The 18,628-nt window shown below is 53.9% G+C and carries 19 protein-coding genes and 1 pseudogene; 11 read left to right on the top strand and 9 right to left on the bottom strand.

Features of this window, described 5'->3' with window-relative positions; translation table 11 throughout:
- Window positions 1–40 precede the first annotated feature (40 nt).
- Window positions 41–637 carry a TetR/AcrR family transcriptional regulator gene (locus HA45_RS18880; protein WP_100699910.1) on the bottom strand — a complete coding sequence of 199 codons (597 nt, stop codon included), beginning with the start codon at window positions 635–637 and terminating at the stop codon, window positions 41–43.
- Window positions 638–676: 39 nt separating this feature from the next.
- A complete protein-coding gene (gene eptA / locus HA45_RS18875) occupies window positions 677–2,314 on the bottom strand; it encodes a phosphoethanolamine transferase EptA (RefSeq protein WP_100699911.1) in 1,638 nt (545 codons plus the stop codon).
- Between the two features lie 227 nt (window positions 2,315–2,541).
- Between eptA and HA45_RS18870 the strand changes: the two genes are divergently transcribed.
- From HA45_RS18870 to HA45_RS18855, 4 genes are all read left to right on the top strand, one after another.
- The gene (locus HA45_RS18870) at window positions 2,542–2,781 is read left to right on the top strand and encodes a DUF1289 domain-containing protein (RefSeq protein ID WP_034821614.1); all 240 of its coding nucleotides are present in this window, start codon (window positions 2,542–2,544) and stop codon (window positions 2,779–2,781) included.
- A gap of 72 nt (window positions 2,782–2,853) precedes the next feature.
- Complete coding sequence (locus HA45_RS18865; RefSeq protein ID WP_100699912.1) at window positions 2,854–3,750, top strand: aldo/keto reductase; 897 nt, start codon at window positions 2,854–2,856, stop codon at window positions 3,748–3,750.
- 81 nt (window positions 3,751–3,831) lie between these two features.
- Complete coding sequence (gene sodC, locus HA45_RS18860; protein WP_100699913.1) at window positions 3,832–4,350, top strand: superoxide dismutase family protein; 519 nt, start codon at window positions 3,832–3,834, stop codon at window positions 4,348–4,350.
- A 134-nt stretch (window positions 4,351–4,484) separates the two neighbouring features.
- A complete protein-coding gene (locus HA45_RS18855; protein ID WP_100699914.1) occupies window positions 4,485–4,952 on the top strand; it encodes a hypothetical protein in 468 nt (155 codons plus the stop codon).
- Here the strand turns inward: HA45_RS18855 and HA45_RS18850 are convergent, their stop codons facing one another.
- Genes HA45_RS18850 through HA45_RS18840 form a run of 3 tightly spaced genes read right to left on the bottom strand, consistent with a single transcriptional unit; the run spans window position 4,953 to window position 8,061 of the window.
- Window positions 4,953–6,953: an FUSC family protein gene (locus HA45_RS18850; RefSeq protein WP_100699915.1), complete on the bottom strand. Its 2,001-nt coding sequence runs from the start codon at window positions 6,951–6,953 to the stop codon at window positions 4,953–4,955. It abuts the gene before it with no gap.
- Between the two features lie 7 nt (window positions 6,954–6,960).
- Entirely contained in the window at window positions 6,961–7,818 is an 858-nt protein-coding gene (locus HA45_RS18845) for an efflux RND transporter periplasmic adaptor subunit (RefSeq protein ID WP_100699916.1), read from the bottom strand.
- Between the two features lie 6 nt (window positions 7,819–7,824).
- Entirely contained in the window at window positions 7,825–8,061 is a 237-nt protein-coding gene (locus tag HA45_RS18840) for a DUF1656 domain-containing protein (protein WP_100699917.1), read from the bottom strand.
- A 152-nt stretch (window positions 8,062–8,213) separates the two neighbouring features.
- Between HA45_RS18840 and slyA the strand changes: the two are divergent.
- Window positions 8,214–8,650, top strand: a pseudogene (gene slyA, locus HA45_RS18835) (transcriptional regulator SlyA).
- A gap of 39 nt (window positions 8,651–8,689) precedes the next feature.
- Here the strand turns inward: slyA and slyB are convergent.
- Window positions 8,690–9,157 (bottom strand): outer membrane lipoprotein SlyB, encoded by a 468-nt coding sequence (gene slyB, locus HA45_RS18830; RefSeq protein WP_100699919.1) that lies wholly within the window; start codon window positions 9,155–9,157, stop codon window positions 8,690–8,692.
- A gap of 286 nt (window positions 9,158–9,443) precedes the next feature.
- Between slyB and anmK the strand changes: the two genes are divergently transcribed.
- The 5 genes from anmK to pdxY all read left to right on the top strand — a co-directional run bounded on the left by anmK (window position 9,444) and on the right by pdxY (window position 13,926).
- Window positions 9,444–10,565, top strand: a complete 1,122-nt coding sequence (anmK, locus tag HA45_RS18825; RefSeq protein ID WP_100699920.1) for an anhydro-N-acetylmuramic acid kinase — start codon at window positions 9,444–9,446, stop codon at window positions 10,563–10,565.
- Between the two features lie 10 nt (window positions 10,566–10,575).
- Entirely contained in the window at window positions 10,576–10,905 is a 330-nt protein-coding gene (locus tag HA45_RS18820; protein WP_100699921.1) for an MliC family protein, read from the top strand.
- 21 nt (window positions 10,906–10,926) lie between these two features.
- On the top strand, window positions 10,927–11,583 hold the full coding sequence (pdxH, locus tag HA45_RS18815; protein ID WP_100699922.1) for a pyridoxamine 5'-phosphate oxidase: 657 nt from the start codon (window positions 10,927–10,929) through the stop codon (window positions 11,581–11,583).
- A 139-nt stretch (window positions 11,584–11,722) separates the two neighbouring features.
- On the top strand, window positions 11,723–12,997 hold the full coding sequence (gene tyrS, locus HA45_RS18810) for a tyrosine--tRNA ligase (protein WP_100699923.1): 1,275 nt from the start codon (window positions 11,723–11,725) through the stop codon (window positions 12,995–12,997).
- Window positions 12,998–13,062: 65 nt separating this feature from the next.
- Entirely contained in the window at window positions 13,063–13,926 is an 864-nt protein-coding gene (pdxY, locus tag HA45_RS18805) for a pyridoxal kinase PdxY (RefSeq protein WP_205960914.1), read from the top strand.
- Window positions 13,927–14,007: 81 nt separating this feature from the next.
- On the opposite strand, the gene gstA is transcribed toward pdxY, so the two are convergent.
- The 3 genes from gstA to dtpA all read right to left on the bottom strand — a co-directional run bounded on the left by gstA (window position 14,008) and on the right by dtpA (window position 17,255).
- Window positions 14,008–14,613 carry a glutathione transferase GstA gene (gene gstA / locus HA45_RS18800; RefSeq protein ID WP_205960915.1) on the bottom strand — a complete coding sequence of 202 codons (606 nt, stop codon included), beginning with the start codon at window positions 14,611–14,613 and terminating at the stop codon, window positions 14,008–14,010.
- A gap of 55 nt (window positions 14,614–14,668) precedes the next feature.
- On the bottom strand, window positions 14,669–15,592 hold the full coding sequence (locus tag HA45_RS18795) for a LysR family transcriptional regulator (RefSeq protein ID WP_128598997.1): 924 nt from the start codon (window positions 15,590–15,592) through the stop codon (window positions 14,669–14,671).
- 154 nt (window positions 15,593–15,746) lie between these two features.
- On the bottom strand, window positions 15,747–17,255 hold the full coding sequence (gene dtpA, locus HA45_RS18790; protein ID WP_100699927.1) for a dipeptide/tripeptide permease DtpA: 1,509 nt from the start codon (window positions 17,253–17,255) through the stop codon (window positions 15,747–15,749).
- Window positions 17,256–17,908: 653 nt separating this feature from the next.
- On the opposite strand from dtpA, the gene HA45_RS18785 reads away from it, so the two are divergent.
- Complete coding sequence (locus tag HA45_RS18785) at window positions 17,909–18,598, top strand: CTP synthase C-terminal region-related (seleno)protein (protein WP_100699928.1); 690 nt, start codon at window positions 17,909–17,911, stop codon at window positions 18,596–18,598.
- The last annotated feature ends 30 nt before the right edge of the window (window positions 18,599–18,628 follow it).

The following is an 18,628-nucleotide window of genomic DNA, read 5'->3' as shown; positions in this document are numbered from 1 at the left end:
TAAGTAGACCAGTCGTCTAGAAAGTGCGGTTTTTAAAAAATCAGTGGCTATTTAACCACTGCTCAATGGTTTCAAGTGCCAGACTAATCGGGCCTGACTCTCGTGAAATCTTGCTCTGCAAACTGGCGCCTAGCCATAACAGGTAACAGCGCTGTGCCAGCTGCTCGGGTGTCTGTCCATACGGCAGCGGTTGTTCCGCGGCGACTTCGCTCAAACAGCGTGCATAAGCCGCGATCATCGCGCTGGCTCCGTGTTGTAAGGCATCGCGCATCGGTTCTGATAAATCGCAAACTTCCGCTGATAACTTCACGCCAAGGCAGCCGACGATATGGCCTTGCTCAATAAACAAGTTGGCGCCATAGCGAAAGTGCGTCAGCAAACGTTCACGCGCTGACAGGCCCGGCTGGTTTAGCTGCTGTTCAACCTGCTGCAGGTAGTTAACAAAATAACGTTCCAGCAACGCGACGCCAAAAGCTTCTTTAGAACGGAAGTAGTGGTAAAACGATCCTTTTGGGACTTCCGCCAGCGTCAACATCTCGCTCAGGCCCATGCCGGTAAAACCGCGTTGCAGACAAACCTGCTCGCCAGTAGCGAGCAGATGTTCACGGGTTTCGTTGCGTTGCACAGTCTTGTTCATGGACCACACAGTATTAGACCAGTCGGTCTAATGCAAACCTTATCCGGCATTTTGGCACGATCTGATCATGTCCAGCTGCGGCTGATACTCCTGCGTTTGAATGTTAAACATGCCCAAAACCGTATGAAAAAGATTGTCTTGTGACACTTTTTCACTCGCGGCCTGCTGGCGTAAACAGGACTCATCAATGTGGTAGGCCGCAGCATAGCCTGGCGACATCCACATCAGCATGGGGATGTGTGTCTGCTGTGAGGGGGCAAACATATAGGGCGCACCGTGCAGATACATACCGTGTTCACCCAGTGATTCACCGTGATCCGAAAGATATACCAACGCCACATTGAAGCGATCGCTCAAGGCTTTGAGTTTATCAATGGTGCGGCTCACCATATCGTCGGTGTAGAGCAGAGAGTTGTCATAGGTGTTCACCAACGCCTGATGATCGCAATCCTGAATCTGGTTGCTATCACAGGTTGGCGTGAAGCGTCGGAATTCCGCCGGATAGCGCTGATAATAGGCCGGGCCGTGGCTGCCCATTTGATGTAACACGATAATCCCGTCATTGTGCAGACTGTCAACGTAGTTATCAAAGCGATGCAGCAGAACATCATCCAGACAGAATCCATCGTGACAATACTGCGATAAATTCCACTGCGTCATATCCGTGTGCGGCACGCGATCGCAGGCGCCTTTACAGCCACCATCATTTTCACGCCACAGCACGCTGACCCCGGCGTGCGCGAGAATATCTAATGCACCCTCCTGGTGATGCGCGAGACTGGCATCGTAATGTTCACGCGGCATGTTAGAGAACATGCAGGGTACGGAAATGGCGGTTTCTGTGCCGCAGGAACTGGCATCGGGATAGTAGATAACCTGCCGTTTTTTTAGCTCAGGATTGGTTTCACGCGCATAGCCTCCCAGTGAAAAGTTCTCCGCACGTCCGGTTTCGCCCACCACTAATACCACCAGGGTTTTCTTTTGTTCAGAGGCAATCAGCGGGCCTTTTTTCGCATCCTGCCCAATTTTCACCAGCGCCTGGCTCCCTTGCAGATAGCGCTGATCAACGTAATGTCCGGTGCCACTGACAATATTGGCCGGGGTGATCATTTTCACCAGACCTTTGTTATTGCGAATCAGCGAGGCGTAATCTTTGTAAAACAGCACCGCCATCAGCAAAATTAGCAAAATGGCACCCAGTGCACCCGCCAGGCGTTGCAGCAGGCTCCACCACCAGCGTTGACCGGTTTTGATGCGCACCAGACAGATCGCGACGACGGGCACCATTCCCATCAAAATCATCCACACCACATAACCACTGTTAATCAGTGCACCGGCTTCCTGGGCATCCGATTCAAACACGTTTTCGATCATATTGGTGTCGATCACCGTACCGAAGCTGTGCATGAAGTAGTTTGCGGCGGCGCTCGCCAGTACCAAGAGGATTAACAGTGGCTTGCGAAGGTACGGCCACGCCAACAGGGAGAAAATAAGATAAAACGCCGCGGCCAGCACCACCGGAATACTGGCGGCAAACAGGTAATCGTGCAGGCGATCGTAGGGAATGATTTCCCAGGCGCGCAGTAAAAATAACGCGTTAAGTACGAGGGCGAAAAACAGAGCGGCAATCAGATTAAAACTGCTGGCATGGCACTGTAACTTATTCGGGAATTTCATGAAAACTCAATGGCAGGATGGAATGTGACAATCGTATGAATTCAACATGAGGAAAACCTTAACGCTTATTAAACAGTACTCAACCAGGGGTTTCTGCGCGGTCATCAATGGTAAATATCCATTTCCGTGGTCATGTCTGGGTGAAATGTGGGCAAACTGCGTATACGCTTTGCACAATGTCACTATGCTGTTATCAATATGAAGTCTGTTGTTAAACCGGAGTGGATGTGGCCGAGCAATTAGAATTCTTCCCCGTTCCCAGCCCGTGTCGTGGCATTTGCCAGAGTGATGCGCGCGGATATTGCCGCGGCTGCTTGCGTAGCCGTGAGGAACGTTTTAACTGGATGAAGTTTACCGATGCGCAAAAACGCGATGTGTTGAGGTTATGCCGTCAACGCTGGCTGCGCCTGCATCGACAACAAAAAGTCGATGAGAATCATGATCCGGAACAACCCTCACTGTTTTAAGAAAACGATGGTTTGCCTTTCCGTTATACTCCCAGCTTCGCTTTCCGCTTTCGCGTTCAAGGGAGTTTACCGATGTTACAACCGCAAACTATTGCCCCGCAGGGACCTCAATTCTCACCGCTGATCGTCGGCTACTGGCGTTTGCTAGAGTGGGGGATGACCCCGCAGCAGGTGGTGGCCTTTATCGAGCATCATCTGTCGTTGGGCATCACCACGGTGGATCACGCCGATATTTATGGCGACTACGGCTGTGAAGCGGCCTTTGGCGCAGCGTTGCGTCTGGCCCCGGGGCTGCGTGAGAAACTGCAAATAGTCACCAAGTGCGGCATTGCGACGCGCGCCAAACCTGAACATAAGATTGGCCATTACATCACCGAAGCCAGCCACATTCGCCACAGTGCGGAAAACTCCCTGCGCTATTTCAACACCGATTATCTCGATCTGCTGCTGATCCATCGCCCGGATCCTTTAATGGATGCGGATGAAATAGCTGAGGCCTTTATGGCACTGCATCAAAGTGGCAAGGTACGACACTTCGGCGTGTCGAACTTTACCGCATCCCAGTTCACGCTGTTGCAATCACGCTTGCCGTTTAGCTTGGTGACCAATCAACTGGAGATTTCTCCCCTGGAACAATCGACGCTGCTCGACGGTACGCTCGATCAGTGCCAGCAAGTGCGTATCCGTCCGATGGCGTGGTCCTGTCTGGGCGGTGGACGCCTGTTTAACGATGCGCATTATCAGCCGCTGCGTGATGAGCTTGAGCAGGTAAAGCAGGAAATCGGTGCGAGCAGCATCGAACAGGTGGTGTATGCGTGGGTGATGAAGCTGCCAAGTCGGCCTTTACCGATCATTGGATCCGGTAAAACTTCGCGCGTCAGCGAAGCGGCAGGCGCCAGCCAGCTGACGCTCGATCGTCAGCAGTGGTTCCGTATCCGCAAAGCCGCGCTGGGGTTTGATGTGCCCTGAAGCGTAAAACTACGTCAAATTACGGCAGCCTGGCCTATTCCGGTCCAGGCTTACAGGGCATTTCAACCGTAAGGAGACGTTATGAAGAGAATCCTCATCGCCACGCTGGCGTTGGCCTGTGCTGCTGGAGCACAGGCCGCCTCTGAAGAGGTGACATTGCATGAGGTCACCGCTCAGGGTATCGGCGCAGCCATTGGCAAAGTCACGCTGAGTGAAACACCATATGGTTTGCAGTTTGCTCCCGCGCTGACGGGGCTAAAACCGGGCGTTCACGGCTTCCACGTGCATGCTAAAGGCAGCTGTGAGCCTGCACAATCTGACGGCAAAACGGTGGCAGCCGGTGCTGCCGGTGGTCACCTGGATCCACAAAACACCGGCAAGCATCTGGGGCCCTACGCCGAGGGTCATCTGGGCGATCTGCCTGCACTTTATGTCACCGACGATGGCAAGGCCGATTATCCGGTGGTTGCGCCGCGCATAAAATCGCTGAGCGAAGTTAAAGGTAAGGCGTTGATGGTGCATGTCGGTGGCGATAACCATGCTGACCATCCGCAGCCGTTAGGTGGAGGCGGCGCCCGCTTTGCCTGTGGTGTGATTTAAATGGCCAGACGGCGGGCAATCTGCCGTCTGCCTCTTTTCACAGCCGGAAAAACTCTGACCCACTTTCCCGCTACACACCGCACAATATCCGTCCTATGATGTTGATCCAGGAATAAAACCTCTCAGGGGCAGGAATGAAAACGCGTGGGATTTTGCTGTTATGTGTATTACTGGCGGGTTGCGATCAACCGAACGAAACGCAGTTGAGGTTAGATGCCAGCCGTCAGTTACAGCGCACCATTGATACCAACCCCTTGCGCGCCAGCTGTGAAGATATTGCCCGAGGTCGCGAATGGCTTACCCCGCACACGCTGGAGCGGTTAGAAGCGCAAGGCTGTCAAAATGTGCTGCGTAGCGCCACCGAATCCAACTTTCTCCATACCGAGTATTTTCACCGTGCATTAACTACGGTGTGCGGCACCATTCGCGGCAAAAGTTTCACCGGCAATTATCTCGATCGACGTTTCATCTATTCGTACGAAGAAAAAGCGCTGGTGATCGAGCCGATGACCGAGCAAGACAAAACGCGTTTTGAAGGGCATAAAACCTTGCAGCAGTTGCAGGACGACTTCAACCGCCAACTCACGCAATATTGCCAGTAGTCAGTCGGGCACAGCCTGACTTAACTGAGCTAATGAACAGCGCAGACGCCACAAAATACCGGCCAGCGTATTGGCTTCACCATCAGGTTGCTGCTGCAACTGGGCAATGATGGCTTCCAGTTCATCCAGCGTGGCCTGCAGCGAAGTGTGGCGTACGCCACGCAAACTCATAATCCGCTGTAAATCCTGTAGGCTGCTGTCACGCATTTGCGCCAGGGTGGTCGAGACCGGTTGCCACTCGCGTAATTGCCAGACAATGTGAGAACAGTTCAGTAACACCACGCCCCAGCGCAGCAGCCAGACGCGCGCCTGCTCATCACGGCTACTGCTCAACTGGCTGATGTGATGATAGATCTGCGATTCAAAGTGGCTTTCGCTCAAGCGTGGATAGCGTCGCAGCTGGTCAAGAAACGCATGGCGTAACGCGCGAATATGCCGACGGCTGCGACGCGCATCAGAACTGGGGCGCAGTACCTGAAAAGCCATCCATGCCAGCAGCACGCCACAGACTTTCGCTAGATTATCATTGAGGAAACTTTGGTAATCCCAGTCCGGTGGATTAGTGACCGCAATGAACGACCCCATAAACACAATAAATTGCCCCCACATCCCGGCACGTTTTTTCTGTTGCAGCTTGAACAGTTGCAAGGTGATGAGCAGCGGAAACAGCACCAGCAAAAATTGCCACAGCGCGTTGATTTGCACCATCAAACCGTATTGCAACAGAAAACTGAACACCGATAGCCACAGCAGCGTTTTCAGCAACAGTGAGACGCTGCCGCTTGGTGACGGGGCGGAGGAGTAGAGCACGCAGGCAATGGCGGTTAAGGTCAGCGCGGATGCTCCCGCATCCCATTGTGTGCCAATCCAGAAGGCGCAGCCCAACATAATCACGCTGAAAGTGCGCACGGCGCTCCAGCCGGCTTCAGCGCTGTCACTTTCACGTGCCAGCGAAGGCACATTTGGCGGTTGAAAACGGGTATCCGCGTCAGCGCGCTCAATCAAACGAATCCAACGATTGACGTTGAGATAGACCCAGCAGAAGTAGCGCAGACGCTGGACAAAGGCGCGTTGACGATAATCACCGGTCGCTTCCGGCGTCACGCTGCGCAATATGCGCGCCAGGCGATACTTATCGCACTGTGGCAATGCGAGTTCATGCAACAACTGCTGAATGGCGGTGTAGAGTTCCGGTGGCGCATCCGGCCAGTTCAGCAACATGCGGCGCAGACTGGAGAGGACGCTGGTCAAACGTAACTGCTGGTGCAAAACATAGTTGAGCACATTATTTTGGCGACGATAGCGGTAGTGGCTCCAGAACGCCTGAATCCGCAGCAGGTTCATGGTCAGAATCTGGCTGATGACATTCTCATGCGCGGTGCGCACGTTATCGGTGCTGCTTTGCTGCAACAGCAAAACCGCATGATCGAGCAGACGGGCGTGCATCTGCCGCAGCGAATTCATCAAAGTGTTGCCATCGGAGGTGCTGGGTAAAACCATCATCATCAGCCCGGCACACAGAATGCCTGAAATCACCTCGCAAACGCGCGCCTGAGTGATATCCCACAGTTGGGTCACATCCGTAATGTTGACGCTACTGAAAGCGATGATGGCGGCAGTGTAACCGGCCAGCGAAAACGCGTAGGCGACATTATTTTGGTAATGATTGCTAATCCAGGTGCAGCAGGCTAGCCAACCGGCCATGAAAAAGGCAAACAGCCAGGGCTCGTTAAGAGTGTGTCCGGCAATCAGCAGCGCCGCCGTGGCACCCAACAGGCTCCCGACAATGCGGCCTAAACTTTTGCTAATGGCGCCGCCCACGGTGGGGAAACTCACGACGGCGGCCGAAGTCATTGCCCAGTAAGGTTCATCCAGTTGCAGGGCATAGGCGATGGTCAGCGCCAGGCACATGGCAATGGCGTTTCGCAACGCATAGCGCCATTCGCCGCCGGTTGCTTTGATCCACGGCAGATTTTGCCAGGCCAGCCACTGCAGATTCATCAAGGCCTCAATGCGCGATGGAAATAGTGCAGGTGGTGCCCGCCACCAGCGGAACATCATCCGGTACCGCGTCTAAGCGGATACGCACCGGTACACGCTGCGCCAGCCGCACCCACGGCACGTTAGGTTTGATGTCCGGCACCAATCCGCTGTCCGTCGAAACACTTTGATCGTAAATCGCGCGTCCAATGCTCTCCACTTTTCCCTGAAGCCGCGCGCCATTGCTGTAAAGGACGATTTGCGCGTCAGCGCCGGGTTGGATATGGCGCAACTTAGTCTCTTCGAAATAACCCATCACGTAATATGAGTGGCTATCCACCAGGGCGAACAACGGCGTACCGGCCGTGGCGTAATTCCCCGGACGCAGCATGAGATTGCTGATCCACCCGTCGGTGGGCGCGGTAAGGGTGGTTTGTTGCAGATTCCAGCGTGCCTGATCGAGCGTGGCCTGCGCGGCTTTAGTGGTGGCCGCTGCGGCGTTAGCGGTCAGGCGGGCGGCATCCATATCTTCCGCTGAAATCACGTTGCGCGGCAGACTGGCTCGACGGTTCGCTTCGTGTTGTGCCTTCGCAAGGTCTGATTGCGCCTTCGCCAACTGGGCATCGGCGTTATCCAGCGCGATTTGCCACGGCACCGGATCGATTTTCAGCAAAGTATCGCCTTTGTGCACAAACTGGTTGTCACGTACTGCCAATTCAATGATGCGGCCAGACACTTCCGGGGTGATATCAACTAACTCTGCGCGCACCTTGCCATCACGCGTCCACGGCGATTGCATGTAGTAGTTCCACATCCACCAACCGGCAATCAGGGCCAGGGCAAACACCACCAGGGTTGAAAAGTATTTAAAAGGGTTGAATTTCATGGTGATTTATCCGAGGCTCAGTAACCACAGTGCGCCGGTGACGCACAAAACAAACAGGGAAAGATCCATCAAGGTAGGATGCCAGATGTCGCCGGAGTACATCCAGCCGCGCAATAATGGGTGAATCAGCAACCAGAAAAAGAAGCCCAGCAGCACAGCTTTAAACAGCGGCGGAAAGAACAGCGAGGCACCCAGTACCAGGTCAGTAAGCGGAGCGGTGGTGGAAAGCGCGGTAATGGACACGTGTCATCATCCTTCATTGTCCCAGGTTCTCTCTCAACTTAGCGTAGAAGAGAGCGTGCCGTCTGGCCTGAGATTTGTAATTTGTCCTGTAAACTCGCAGAATAGTGTAAAATCTGGCTTGATAGCTAGCAAGCTAATTATAAGGAGATGAAATGGATACGCCCCTCGGAACAGACCTGTCTCGGCTGGTACGCATCTGGCGTGCCTTGATCGACCAGCGTTTGAAGCCGCTTGAGTTGACACAAACGCATTGGGTGACGTTACACAATATTCATCAACTCCCGCCAGAGCAGTCGCAAATCCAGCTGGCGAAAGCCATTGGTATTGAACAACCTTCATTGGTACGTACGCTGGATCAGCTGGAAGAAAAGGGATTAATCACCCGTGCCACCTGTGCGAACGATCGTCGAGCCAAGCGCATTAAGCTGACCAAAAAGGCCGAGCCGATTATTGAGCAGGTTGAAAGTGTGATTGATGCTACCCGTGATGATATTCTTTCGGGCATCAGCCTGGAGGAGATCAATCAGATGGTAACATTGATTGCACGGCTGGAAAAAACATTCTCGAATTTCAAAATCGCGAGAAATAAAAAACCGACGCGCTGGCGTCGGTTTTTTTATCTGTTGGCTTAGCGTGGTGAAACGGTCACCTGGCTGCCATTGGAGGCCATCACGACGCGCTGACCCACCGAGTAACGGCTGGCCGCTTGCTTCTGTACCACCATAATGGTGTTGCCATCGTCTTTGCGGATCTCCAGTTCAACACCATCAGATTTGTTAACCGCACCTTGTACACCCTGGCCCGCGACGCCGCCAAGCACAGCACCACCTGCTGTTGCCAGACTGCGGCCGCTACCGCCGCCAATGGTGTTACCAAGGAAGCCACCCAGCACTGCACCACCAATCGCGCCAATCACGTTGTTTTCATCGCCGCCCTGGATTTTAACCGGACGAACCGATACCAGAGTGCCGTATGAAACACTTTGTACTTGTTTGGCTTCACTGGCGCTATAGACATCACCGGAAAGGGTGTCGTTGCTGACACAACCTGCCAGCGTCAGGCCGGTGAGTGCCACGGCTGCAAAACGCTTAATCATCAGAAAGCTCCTTAATGCAAAAAAACGCCATGTTCTCGTCCTCTACTGCAAAGAGTATAAGACAGAAAGCTGGCAATTGACTCTAAGTCCGAATAATACGCGGCTGAAGCAGAGCATAGACCATTGCGCCTCAACAAAAATTCAATTTCGTGCCGAAAATATTATCGTGCGGAAATGTCGTGTGCTGTGCAGTTGAAAAGCGGAATTTTATCATAGAATTAGCCGCCGTAATTTGCCAGGCTAAACAAAGATGAATTGCAGACTCGCGTGTGGGTAAGGAACCGCTATGAAATCAGGACGCTATATCGGCGTGATGTCCGGCACCAGCCTTGACGGCGTGGACGTGGTGCTGGCCGCCATCGATTCACATATGGTGGCGCAGCAGGCCAGCTATTGCCATCCCATGCCGCAGGAGATTCGCCAACAGGTGCTGGCAATCTGCCAGGGGCAATCGCTGACCCTTTCGCAGTTGGGGCAATTGGATACGCGCCTGGGTAAACTGTTTGCTGAAGCGGTGCTCACGCTGATGCAGCAGCAGTCATTAGAGGCCAGTGACATCATGGCAATTGGTTGCCATGGTCAAACCGTGTGGCATGAGCCACAAAGCGATGCACCCAATACGCTACAGATTGGTGACAACAACCAGATCGCGGCCGCAACGGGTGTGACGGTCGTGGGGGATTTTCGCCGTCGGGATATGGCGCTGGGCGGTCAGGGCGCACCGCTGGTGCCGGCCTTCCACCAGGCGTTACTGATGGATAACGTTGAGCGCCGTATGGTGCTGAATATAGGTGGGATCGCCAATCTGTCGTTGCTGATGCCCGGCCAGCCGGTGCGCGGTTTTGATACCGGACCCGGCAATATGCTGATTGATGCATGGATCTGGCGCCACAAAGGGTTGCCATACGATAAAGATGCGGGTTGGGCGCGCAGTGGCCAGATCATCCCGGCGTTACTGGAAGAGATGTTAAACGATCCGTGGTTTGCGCTACCGCCTCCCAAGAGTACCGGTCGCGAGTATTTCAACCTCGGCTGGGTCGAACGGCAATTGCAGCGCTTCCCCGCGCTGGCTCCGCAGGATGTTCAGGCCACGCTCAGTGAACTCACCGCCCTGAGCATTGCCCACCAGGTTCAGCTCAATGACGGCTGCGATCGCCTGCTGGTGTGCGGGGGTGGCAGTCGTAATCCGTTGCTGATGGCGCGCCTTGCCACGCATCTTGCGGGCACGGAAGTGGGTAGCACCGATGCAGCGGGGATCAGTGGCGATGATATGGAAGCGCTGGCTTTTGCCTGGCTGGCGTTTCGCACCTTATCCGGGCTGCCGGGCAATTTGCCATCAGTGACCGGTGCACAGGCCATGAGTGTGTTGGGCGCTATTTATCCGGCCAATACCCGACCCACACGTTAAGGAGTGAAAGATGAAAAAAATCGCTATTCTGCTGGGAAGTGTGATGGTGTTAAGTGGTTGCGGAGTGATGCATCAACAGGAGCCGGCACCGCAGACATTACGCTATCAGTGCGGCACACTGCCGCTCACGGTAACACTGAACAATCCTAAGCAGCAGGTGAACTTTATTTTGGACGGTAAACCGCTCACCTTGACGCAAACCGTATCGGCCTCGGGTACACGCTATAGCGATGGCACCTATGTTTTCTGGTCGAAGGGTAATGGCGCTTTTGTTGAGCGTAATGACAAAATCGTGATTAATGATTGTGAATTGCAGAACGCGGATAGCTCCGCCCAGTAACGTAGAATCAAGAGAAACAGCATGAGCGACAGTGACAGCTTGCAAAATATTGCCCATCTGCGTCGTGAATACACCCGCGGCGGGCTGAGACGTAAAGATTTGCCAGATAATCCTCTGGCGCTGTTTGAGCAGTGGCTGCAACAGGCCTGTACCGCTCAGTTGCCTGACCCCACGGCGATGACGGTGGCAACGGTGGACAGCAACGGTCAGCCTTATCAGCGCATAGTGCTGCTCAAGCATTATGACGATCGCGGTATGGTGTTTTACACCAACCTTGGCAGCCGGAAGGCCTCGCAGCTGGCTGACAATCCGCGGATTTCGCTGCATTTCCCATGGCATTACCTAGAGCGTCAGGTCATGGTGCTGGGTGAAGTGGAGAGGCTGAGCCCGCTTGAGGTACTGAAGTACTTCAGCAGCCGCCCACGTGACAGCCAAATTGGTGCATGGGTCTCCAAACAGTCGAGCCGAATTTCCGCCCGCGGCGTGCTGGAAGGCAAGTTCCTTGAGCTAAAGCAAAAATTCCAGCAGGGCGATGTCCCGCTGCCAAGTTTTTGGGGTGGATATCGGGTTAAATTCCATACCGTGGAGTTCTGGCAGGGCGGTGAACATCGCCTGCACGATCGCTTCCTCTACCAACGTGATGCCGATGGCTGGACGATTGACCGTTTAGCCCCGTAAAACTGCGTTTTATCCCCTTTCAACGCTGGCGCAGTTGGCGCCAGCGCTTTATGCTATAGCCCTCATTTTTTTCATATCCGCATCTCAGCGGAGAGCTGTGTACCAGCATAGGTGCAGTCTGATCAATTTGGAGTCAGTGATGACCAGCAGTAACCTGATACAACAATTGCAAGAGAGGGGCTTAGTCGCCCAGGTAACGGACGAGGAAGCGTTAGCAGAGCGACTGGCGCAAGGGCCAATTGCACTCTATTGCGGCTTCGATCCGACCGCTGATAGCTTGCACTTGGGCCATCTGGTGCCGCTGCTCTGCCTGAAACGTTTTCAGGACGCCGGACACAAGCCGGTCGCGCTGGTGGGTGGTGCCACCGGTCTGATTGGCGATCCCAGCTTTAAAGCAGCAGAACGTAAACTCAACACCGCTGACACCGTGGGCGAATGGGTAGAGAAAATCCGCCACCAGGTTGCGCCTTTCCTCAGCTTCGATTGCGGTGACAACAGCGCGATTGCGGCCAATAACTACGACTGGTTCGGCGGCATGAACGTGCTGACCTTCCTGCGCGATATCGGCAAGCACTTCTCAGTGAATCAGATGATTAACCGCGAAGCGGTGAAGCAGCGTCTGAACCGTGAAGATCAGGGCATCTCCTACACCGAGTTCTCCTACAACCTCTTGCAGGGCTATGACTTCGCAGAACTGAACAAGCGTCACGATGTGGTACTGCAGATTGGCGGTTCCGATCAGTGGGGCAACATCACTTCAGGGATCGATCTGACGCGTCGTCTGCATCAGCAGCAGGCGTGGGGCTTGACCGTTCCGTTGATCACCAAATCTGACGGCACCAAATTCGGTAAAACTGAAGGTGGCGCAGTATGGCTTGATGCGAAGAAAACCAGCCCTTACAAATTCTACCAGTTCTGGATCAACACCGCAGACTCTGACGTTTATCGCTTCCTGAAGTTCTTCACCTTTATGAGCATTGAAGAGATCAATGCGCTGGAAGAAGAAGACAAGAACAGCGGTAAAGCGCCACGCGCCCAGTACGTGCTGGCAGAGCAGGTAACACGTCTGGTGCACGGTGAAGCGGGTCTGACAGCAGCAAAACGTATCACCGACAGCCTGTTCTCTGGCAGCCTGAGCGCGATGACCGAAGCGGACTTTGAGCAGTTAGCCCAGGACGGCATGCCGGTGATCAATCTGTCAGCCGAAGACGACCTGCAGCAGGCGCTGGTGGCCGCTGAACTGGTGCCTTCACGCGGTCAGGCACGTACCATGATCGGTTCTAACGCCGTTGCCCTCAACGGTGAAAAACAATCTGACGCCGAGTATCGTTTCAGCGACAGCGACAAACTGTTTGGTCGCTTCACGCTGTTGCGTCGCGGTAAAAAACACTACTGCCTGATTAACTGGCAGTAAGGTTCGAGGGCCGGTTTCCGGCCCTTTTTTATGGCAAGGCAGTACCGGGCAATCAGTACAGGGCAATAATGAAAAATATCCTCGCAATCCAGTCACATGTGGTTTACGGCCATGCGGGTAACAGCGCCGCCGAATTCCCAATGCGTCGTATGGGCGCAAACGTTTGGCCGTTGAACACCGTACAGTTTTCCAATCACACGCAATACGGTCACTGGACCGGCACCGTGATGCCAGCCACTCATCTCACCGATATCGTCAAAGGCATTGCGGCTATCGACCGTTTGAAGACCTGTGATGCGGTGCTGAGCGGTTATCTGGGTTCAGCAGAGCAGGGCGAGCAGATTCTGGAGATCGTGCGTCAGGTGAAAGCCGCCAATCCGAATGCCTGGTTCTTCTGCGATCCGGTGATGGGCCATCCTGAAAAGGGCTGTATCGTGGCACCTGGCGTGGCCGAGTTCCACTGCAAGATGGCCATGCCCGCCAGCGACATTATCGCGCCAAACCTGCTGGAGCTGGAAATGCTCAGCGGCCATGAAGTCGCCAACGTAGAGCAGGCGGTGATTGCCGCGCGGACGTTAGTCGCGCAGGGTCCCAAAGTGGTGCTGGTGAAGCATCTGGCGCGAGCCGGACGCCGTAGTGATCGTTTCGAGATGCTGCTGGTGACTGCCGATGAGTGCTGGCACATCAGTCGTCCGCTGGTGGACTTTGGTGTGCGTCAGCCGGTGGGCGTGGGCGATTTGACCAGTGGCCTGCTGCTGGTTGATCTGCTGCACGGCAAATCGTTGCAGGATGCGCTGGAGCATGTCACCGCTGCGGTGTACGAAGTGATGCTGAAAACCCACGAGATGGGCGAGTACGAATTGCAGCTGGTGGCCGCTCAGGATGCGATTGCGCAACCGACTCAGCACTTTGCTGCAGAAAAGCTGTAACGGCACGATACGCTGGAGGTAACCCTGCGGTTGCCTGCCAGCAGCAAACTATCAGGCGCACGGTTGTGCGCCTGAATCAGGTTAAATCAAACCTTCCGCTTTTAACGCTGCCTGCACCGCCGGGCGTTCTGCCACGCGATTGAACCAGGCTTCCAGCGCTTCTAATCCACTCAGATCCAGCTTGATAGCTTTTGCCCAACGCGTCACCACAAACAGGTAGACGTCAGCCACGGTGTAACGCAAACCCATCAGCCATTGCTTGTCCTGCAGGGCTTCATTAACCACCTGATATTTCTTCTCTAACTGCGCTCGCACGATGGCCTTGTACTCCTCCGGCGTGTCTGGACGAAACAGCGGGGAGAAGGTTTTGTGCAGTTCACTGCTGACAAAGCTCAGCCATTCAATGGTGTGATAGCGCGTCAGGCTGCCGGTAGGTGCCAGCAGATTGCGATCCGGTTTAAGATCCGCCAGATACTGCACAATGGCAACGCCTTCGGTTAGCAGGCTACCATCATCAAACTGCAGCGCGGGAACCTGTCCTTTCGGGTTAATCTGCCAATAATCTTCTCCCCGCTCGGTGACTTTTTTCTGCAGGTCAACATTGACCTGGGTAAAGTCCAGCCCGCATTCACGCGCAACAATGTGCGGTGACAGCGAACAGGCGCCGGGCTTGCAATAGAGTTTCATCATGGCCTCTCCTGAGTGTTGTTGTGATCGAAACAGCATAAATCGGCAAAAAAATTTACCAGTGACCGCGATCAGGAATTGCAGTCGGACTGCGGTTTTCTGCGACAAAGCAGGGCAGTGAAGGCAGCTTTTCAAGGGCGAAATCCCAAAATTGTCGTACCTTCGGCGTCATATTTTTTACCCGTTGAGTGACCAGTTGCACCGGCAGCGGCGCGGGCTCCCACTCGGGTAATAGGCGGACCAGTTTGCCGTCACGCACATCATCCAGCACCTGATAAGAGAGCAAACGGCCGATGCCCTGGCCCCGGCGCAGAGTTTCCAGCTGGCTTTCAATATCATTAACGCGCAGTCGCGGCAAAATCCGCACCCGTAAATCCTGGGCAAAGCGCCATTCCCGCGTATGACGCAGGCTGGTTATCAGTGCATGTTGACTGAGTTCTGAAGGGTGCGCGGGGGTGCCAGCCTGCTTTAAATATTCTGGGCTGGCCACCAGCGTAGAATGTACGCTGCCCACTTTACGCGCCACCATCGAGGAATCCTGCAGCTCACCAATGCGCAGAGCAATATCCAGGCCGTTTTCAATCAGGTCCTGATAGCTGTCACTCAGTATCACTTCGATCTGCATCTCAGGATGCTGCTGAAGAAAAGCATTCACCAGCGGCATGATATGACGACGGCCGAAAGGAACCGGCGCGGTCAAACGCAGCAGCCCCTGCAGGCCACTATGGTGCGCACTATCCAGTGCGCTGTGGTAATCACTCAGTAATTGCCGGGCCTGTTCAAACAGCTGCCAGCCCGCTTCTGTGGGAGCCAGTTGCCGGGTGGTGCGTTCAATTAAGGTGGTGCCGAGGCGTGATTCGAGGGCACTTAGGGTTCGGGTGATCACCGGAGGAGAACGCTGCAGCAGACGCGCAGCACCGGCCAGACTGCCTTGCTGAATCACCGCAACAAACACCTGTAGCTCTTCGAATCGGTCCATGAGGGTTCCAGCAGGGTGAACAGGAAGCCGATATCATGCGGGTAATGGGATAAAAAGCGAAGCTTTGACAGCAGAAAAGGTAAAAGGAGAACGTTGGAACCTGGAGGATCAAAAAAGCCGGGTTATGACCCGGCTCTGTTTTTGACACTAAGGCTTATTGATTGGCGTTAGCGCTTTTCAGTTCAGCCTGGGTGGCATCACTCTGCGTCATGCGGTTGAGCAGTGGCGCGGTGATCAACATCAGGATGGCGATGACACCAGTTGCAATACCAATCTGCTGGAACACATGGCTGTAAACGGCCAGTGAGGCGTGGGGATCGGTCACATCATTCGGCACGGCCATCAGGTTAGCCACTTTACCGGCAATCATCGCTGCACCAGCGGTGGTCAGGAACCAGGAACCCATGATGAAGCCCATCAGACGCTGTGGAACCAGCTGTGCCACCATTGCCAGGCCAAGACCGGAAATCATCAGTTCGCCAATACTCTGCAGCGCATAGCTAATGATCAGCCAGTTAACCGAAACGATACCGGCATCATTGGCAAACTTAGCACCGAACGGCAGCACCAGGAATGCGGCGGAGCACAGCACCATACCAATCGCAAATTTGTGCGGCATGGGCAGTTTGTCACCCAGCTTGTTATAGACCGCGGCCAGAATCGGGCTCGCCAACATGATCCAGAACGGGTTCAGTGCCTGGAACTGCTCAGGCTCAAAAGTGATACCCAGAATGGCATGTTCAACGTTACGAATAGCAAAGAAGTTCAGTGACGTTGGCATCTGCATGTAGAGCACGAAGAACACAATCGCTTCAACCATCAGCAGGAAAGCGACGATCATTTTACGACGCGCTGCACCCTGTAGGGCAAAGGCTTCTTTCGCGAACACCAGTACGATACCGATGGCAATCACACCCAGCGCCATACGTGCAATAGTCTGGTGATGCAACAGCCAGGCGGCAATGGCGACCAGAGCAACAACGCCGACCAGCGTCATCAGCAGTTTGCTGATGTTCAGCGGGGCAAAGTCGGGTTTAGAACCGTAGTTTTTCACCAGACGCTGGCAGAACAAGAAGTTCAGTAAGGTAATCACCAGACCGACAACGGACAGCGAGAACGCCGCGCCCCAACCGTAATGGGCAGCCAGCCACGGCGTCAGCATCATTGAGAACAGTGAACCGATATTGATCGACATATAGAACATGGTGAAAGCACCATCAATACGTGGATCATCTTTCTCGTAGCAGGTCGACAGCAGAGAAGACGGGTTGGCTTTAAACAAACCGCTACCCACGGCAATGGTTGCCATGCCTGCATACACCATCGCGGTGTCGTGACCTGAGAAGGCAATCAGCGCATAGCCTATAGCCAGCACGATAACGCCGAGAACGATCACGCGTTTGGTGCCCAACACTTTATCGCCCAGCCAGCCGCCAATTGCGACCATGCCATACACCAGCGCACTGAACGAAGTGAACAGGGTAATGGAGTCTGCTTCGGTCATACCCAGTTGCTTCACCAGGTAAACCGCCATGATGGCTTGCAGGCCGTAGTAGCCGAAACGCTCCCACAATTCGATGGAGAAGATCAGATAAAACGCTTTCGGTTGCTTGAAGGCGTTGAGGCTTACTGCCTCGTCAGTGTGTTTGTTTGCAGTTGACACGTGTACCTCAGTTTATACATAGCCTGTTTTACGACAGGAATTAAGTCTGCGTCGGGCTGGGTAGTCCCGCGCAACATTGTTATTAGAAAGGAAAAACGGCGCCTAATTTGGCTGAATCAGGCCAACAGGGCAAGCATTTTTTGCACGCTGAAATACTTGTAACAGGTAGGGTTAATGCCGTTATAAGAAGTTGTAAATCAGTGTTAAATATTGCTGAGTGGAATTATACCAGAATAAAGCAGCAATCTGGAGATCCAGGGGATCATTTTCCTGATATAAACCGCTTGTGTGCCTTTTTACAGAATATATCGCTGTCGATGATTATTTATACCAACATTAAGCCCGGGTATGTTCACTTAATAAGCACAATTGCTTGATTGTTGAGCGTAATGCGCAGTCTCGAGTTTCCAGAAGGCTAATTTGTTGATCCTGCGCACAAAAATGCGAATTAATTAAGAACGTAAAAGAAGTAAACGTTTGCGCTGATGACAACTGCTGAATTAATCACCCGCTAAAATGCAGGTTAACCGCATAAAAAGCAGGTATTCACGCTTCTTGCGTGAAAGCGAAACGTACTGATTAGGTGATTTTTTGCCTTTAGACAGCGTTAGTACTTTGCTGTAACCTCGCTTTTTCCCTAAAAGGACGTAACCATGACGCAGTCAGTTCGTGTGGCCCTTGTTGGCGATTACCGTGCCAATGCTGTTGCACATCAAGCCATTCCTCCTGCCGTACAGCTTGCCGCAAAATCCCTCTCGCTCGACGTTACCGCCGACTGGATCGCTACTCCCGACATCAATCAACATCACTGGAACGATTATGATGCCATTTGGGTCGTGCCAGGCAGCCCGTATCTCAACGATGAAGGTGTCTTTGCGACGATCCGCTGGGCGCGTGAAAACCACAAACCTTTCCTCGGTTCATGTGGCGGTTTTCAGTATGCAGTGGTGGAGTACGCCCGCAATGTGCTGGGCTGGGAAGACGCCGGGCATGCGGAAACCGATGAAGGTGGGCGCTGGGTGATAGCCCCGCTGGCCTGTTCACTAGTGGAACAGCGTGGCACGGTAACATTCGAACCGGGCTCAAAGATTGCACAAGCGTACGGCGCGCTTGAGAGTAATGAAGGGTATCACTGCAATTTCGGCGTGAATCCAGAATTCAGCGCTGCGCTGGCGACCAATAATCTGAGGATCACCTCGTGGGATTTGGATCGGGATGTGCGTGGTGTTGAATTGACCGATCACCCGTTCTTTGTTGCGACGCTGTTCCAGTCGGAACGCGCGGCGCTGCAAAATCGGCTATCACCGCTGGTGGTGGCCTGGCTGCAGGCTGCGGCAAAATAGTGGGTAAAAAGAGAGGCTGCTTAGCCTCTC

This window comes from Pantoea rodasii (assembly GCF_002095465.1).
Classification (GTDB): Bacteria; Pseudomonadota; Gammaproteobacteria; order Enterobacterales; family Enterobacteriaceae; genus Pantoea; species Pantoea rodasii.
The sequence above is the reverse complement of the archived record's forward strand: the minus strand, read 5'-3'. Positions and strand labels throughout refer to the sequence as shown.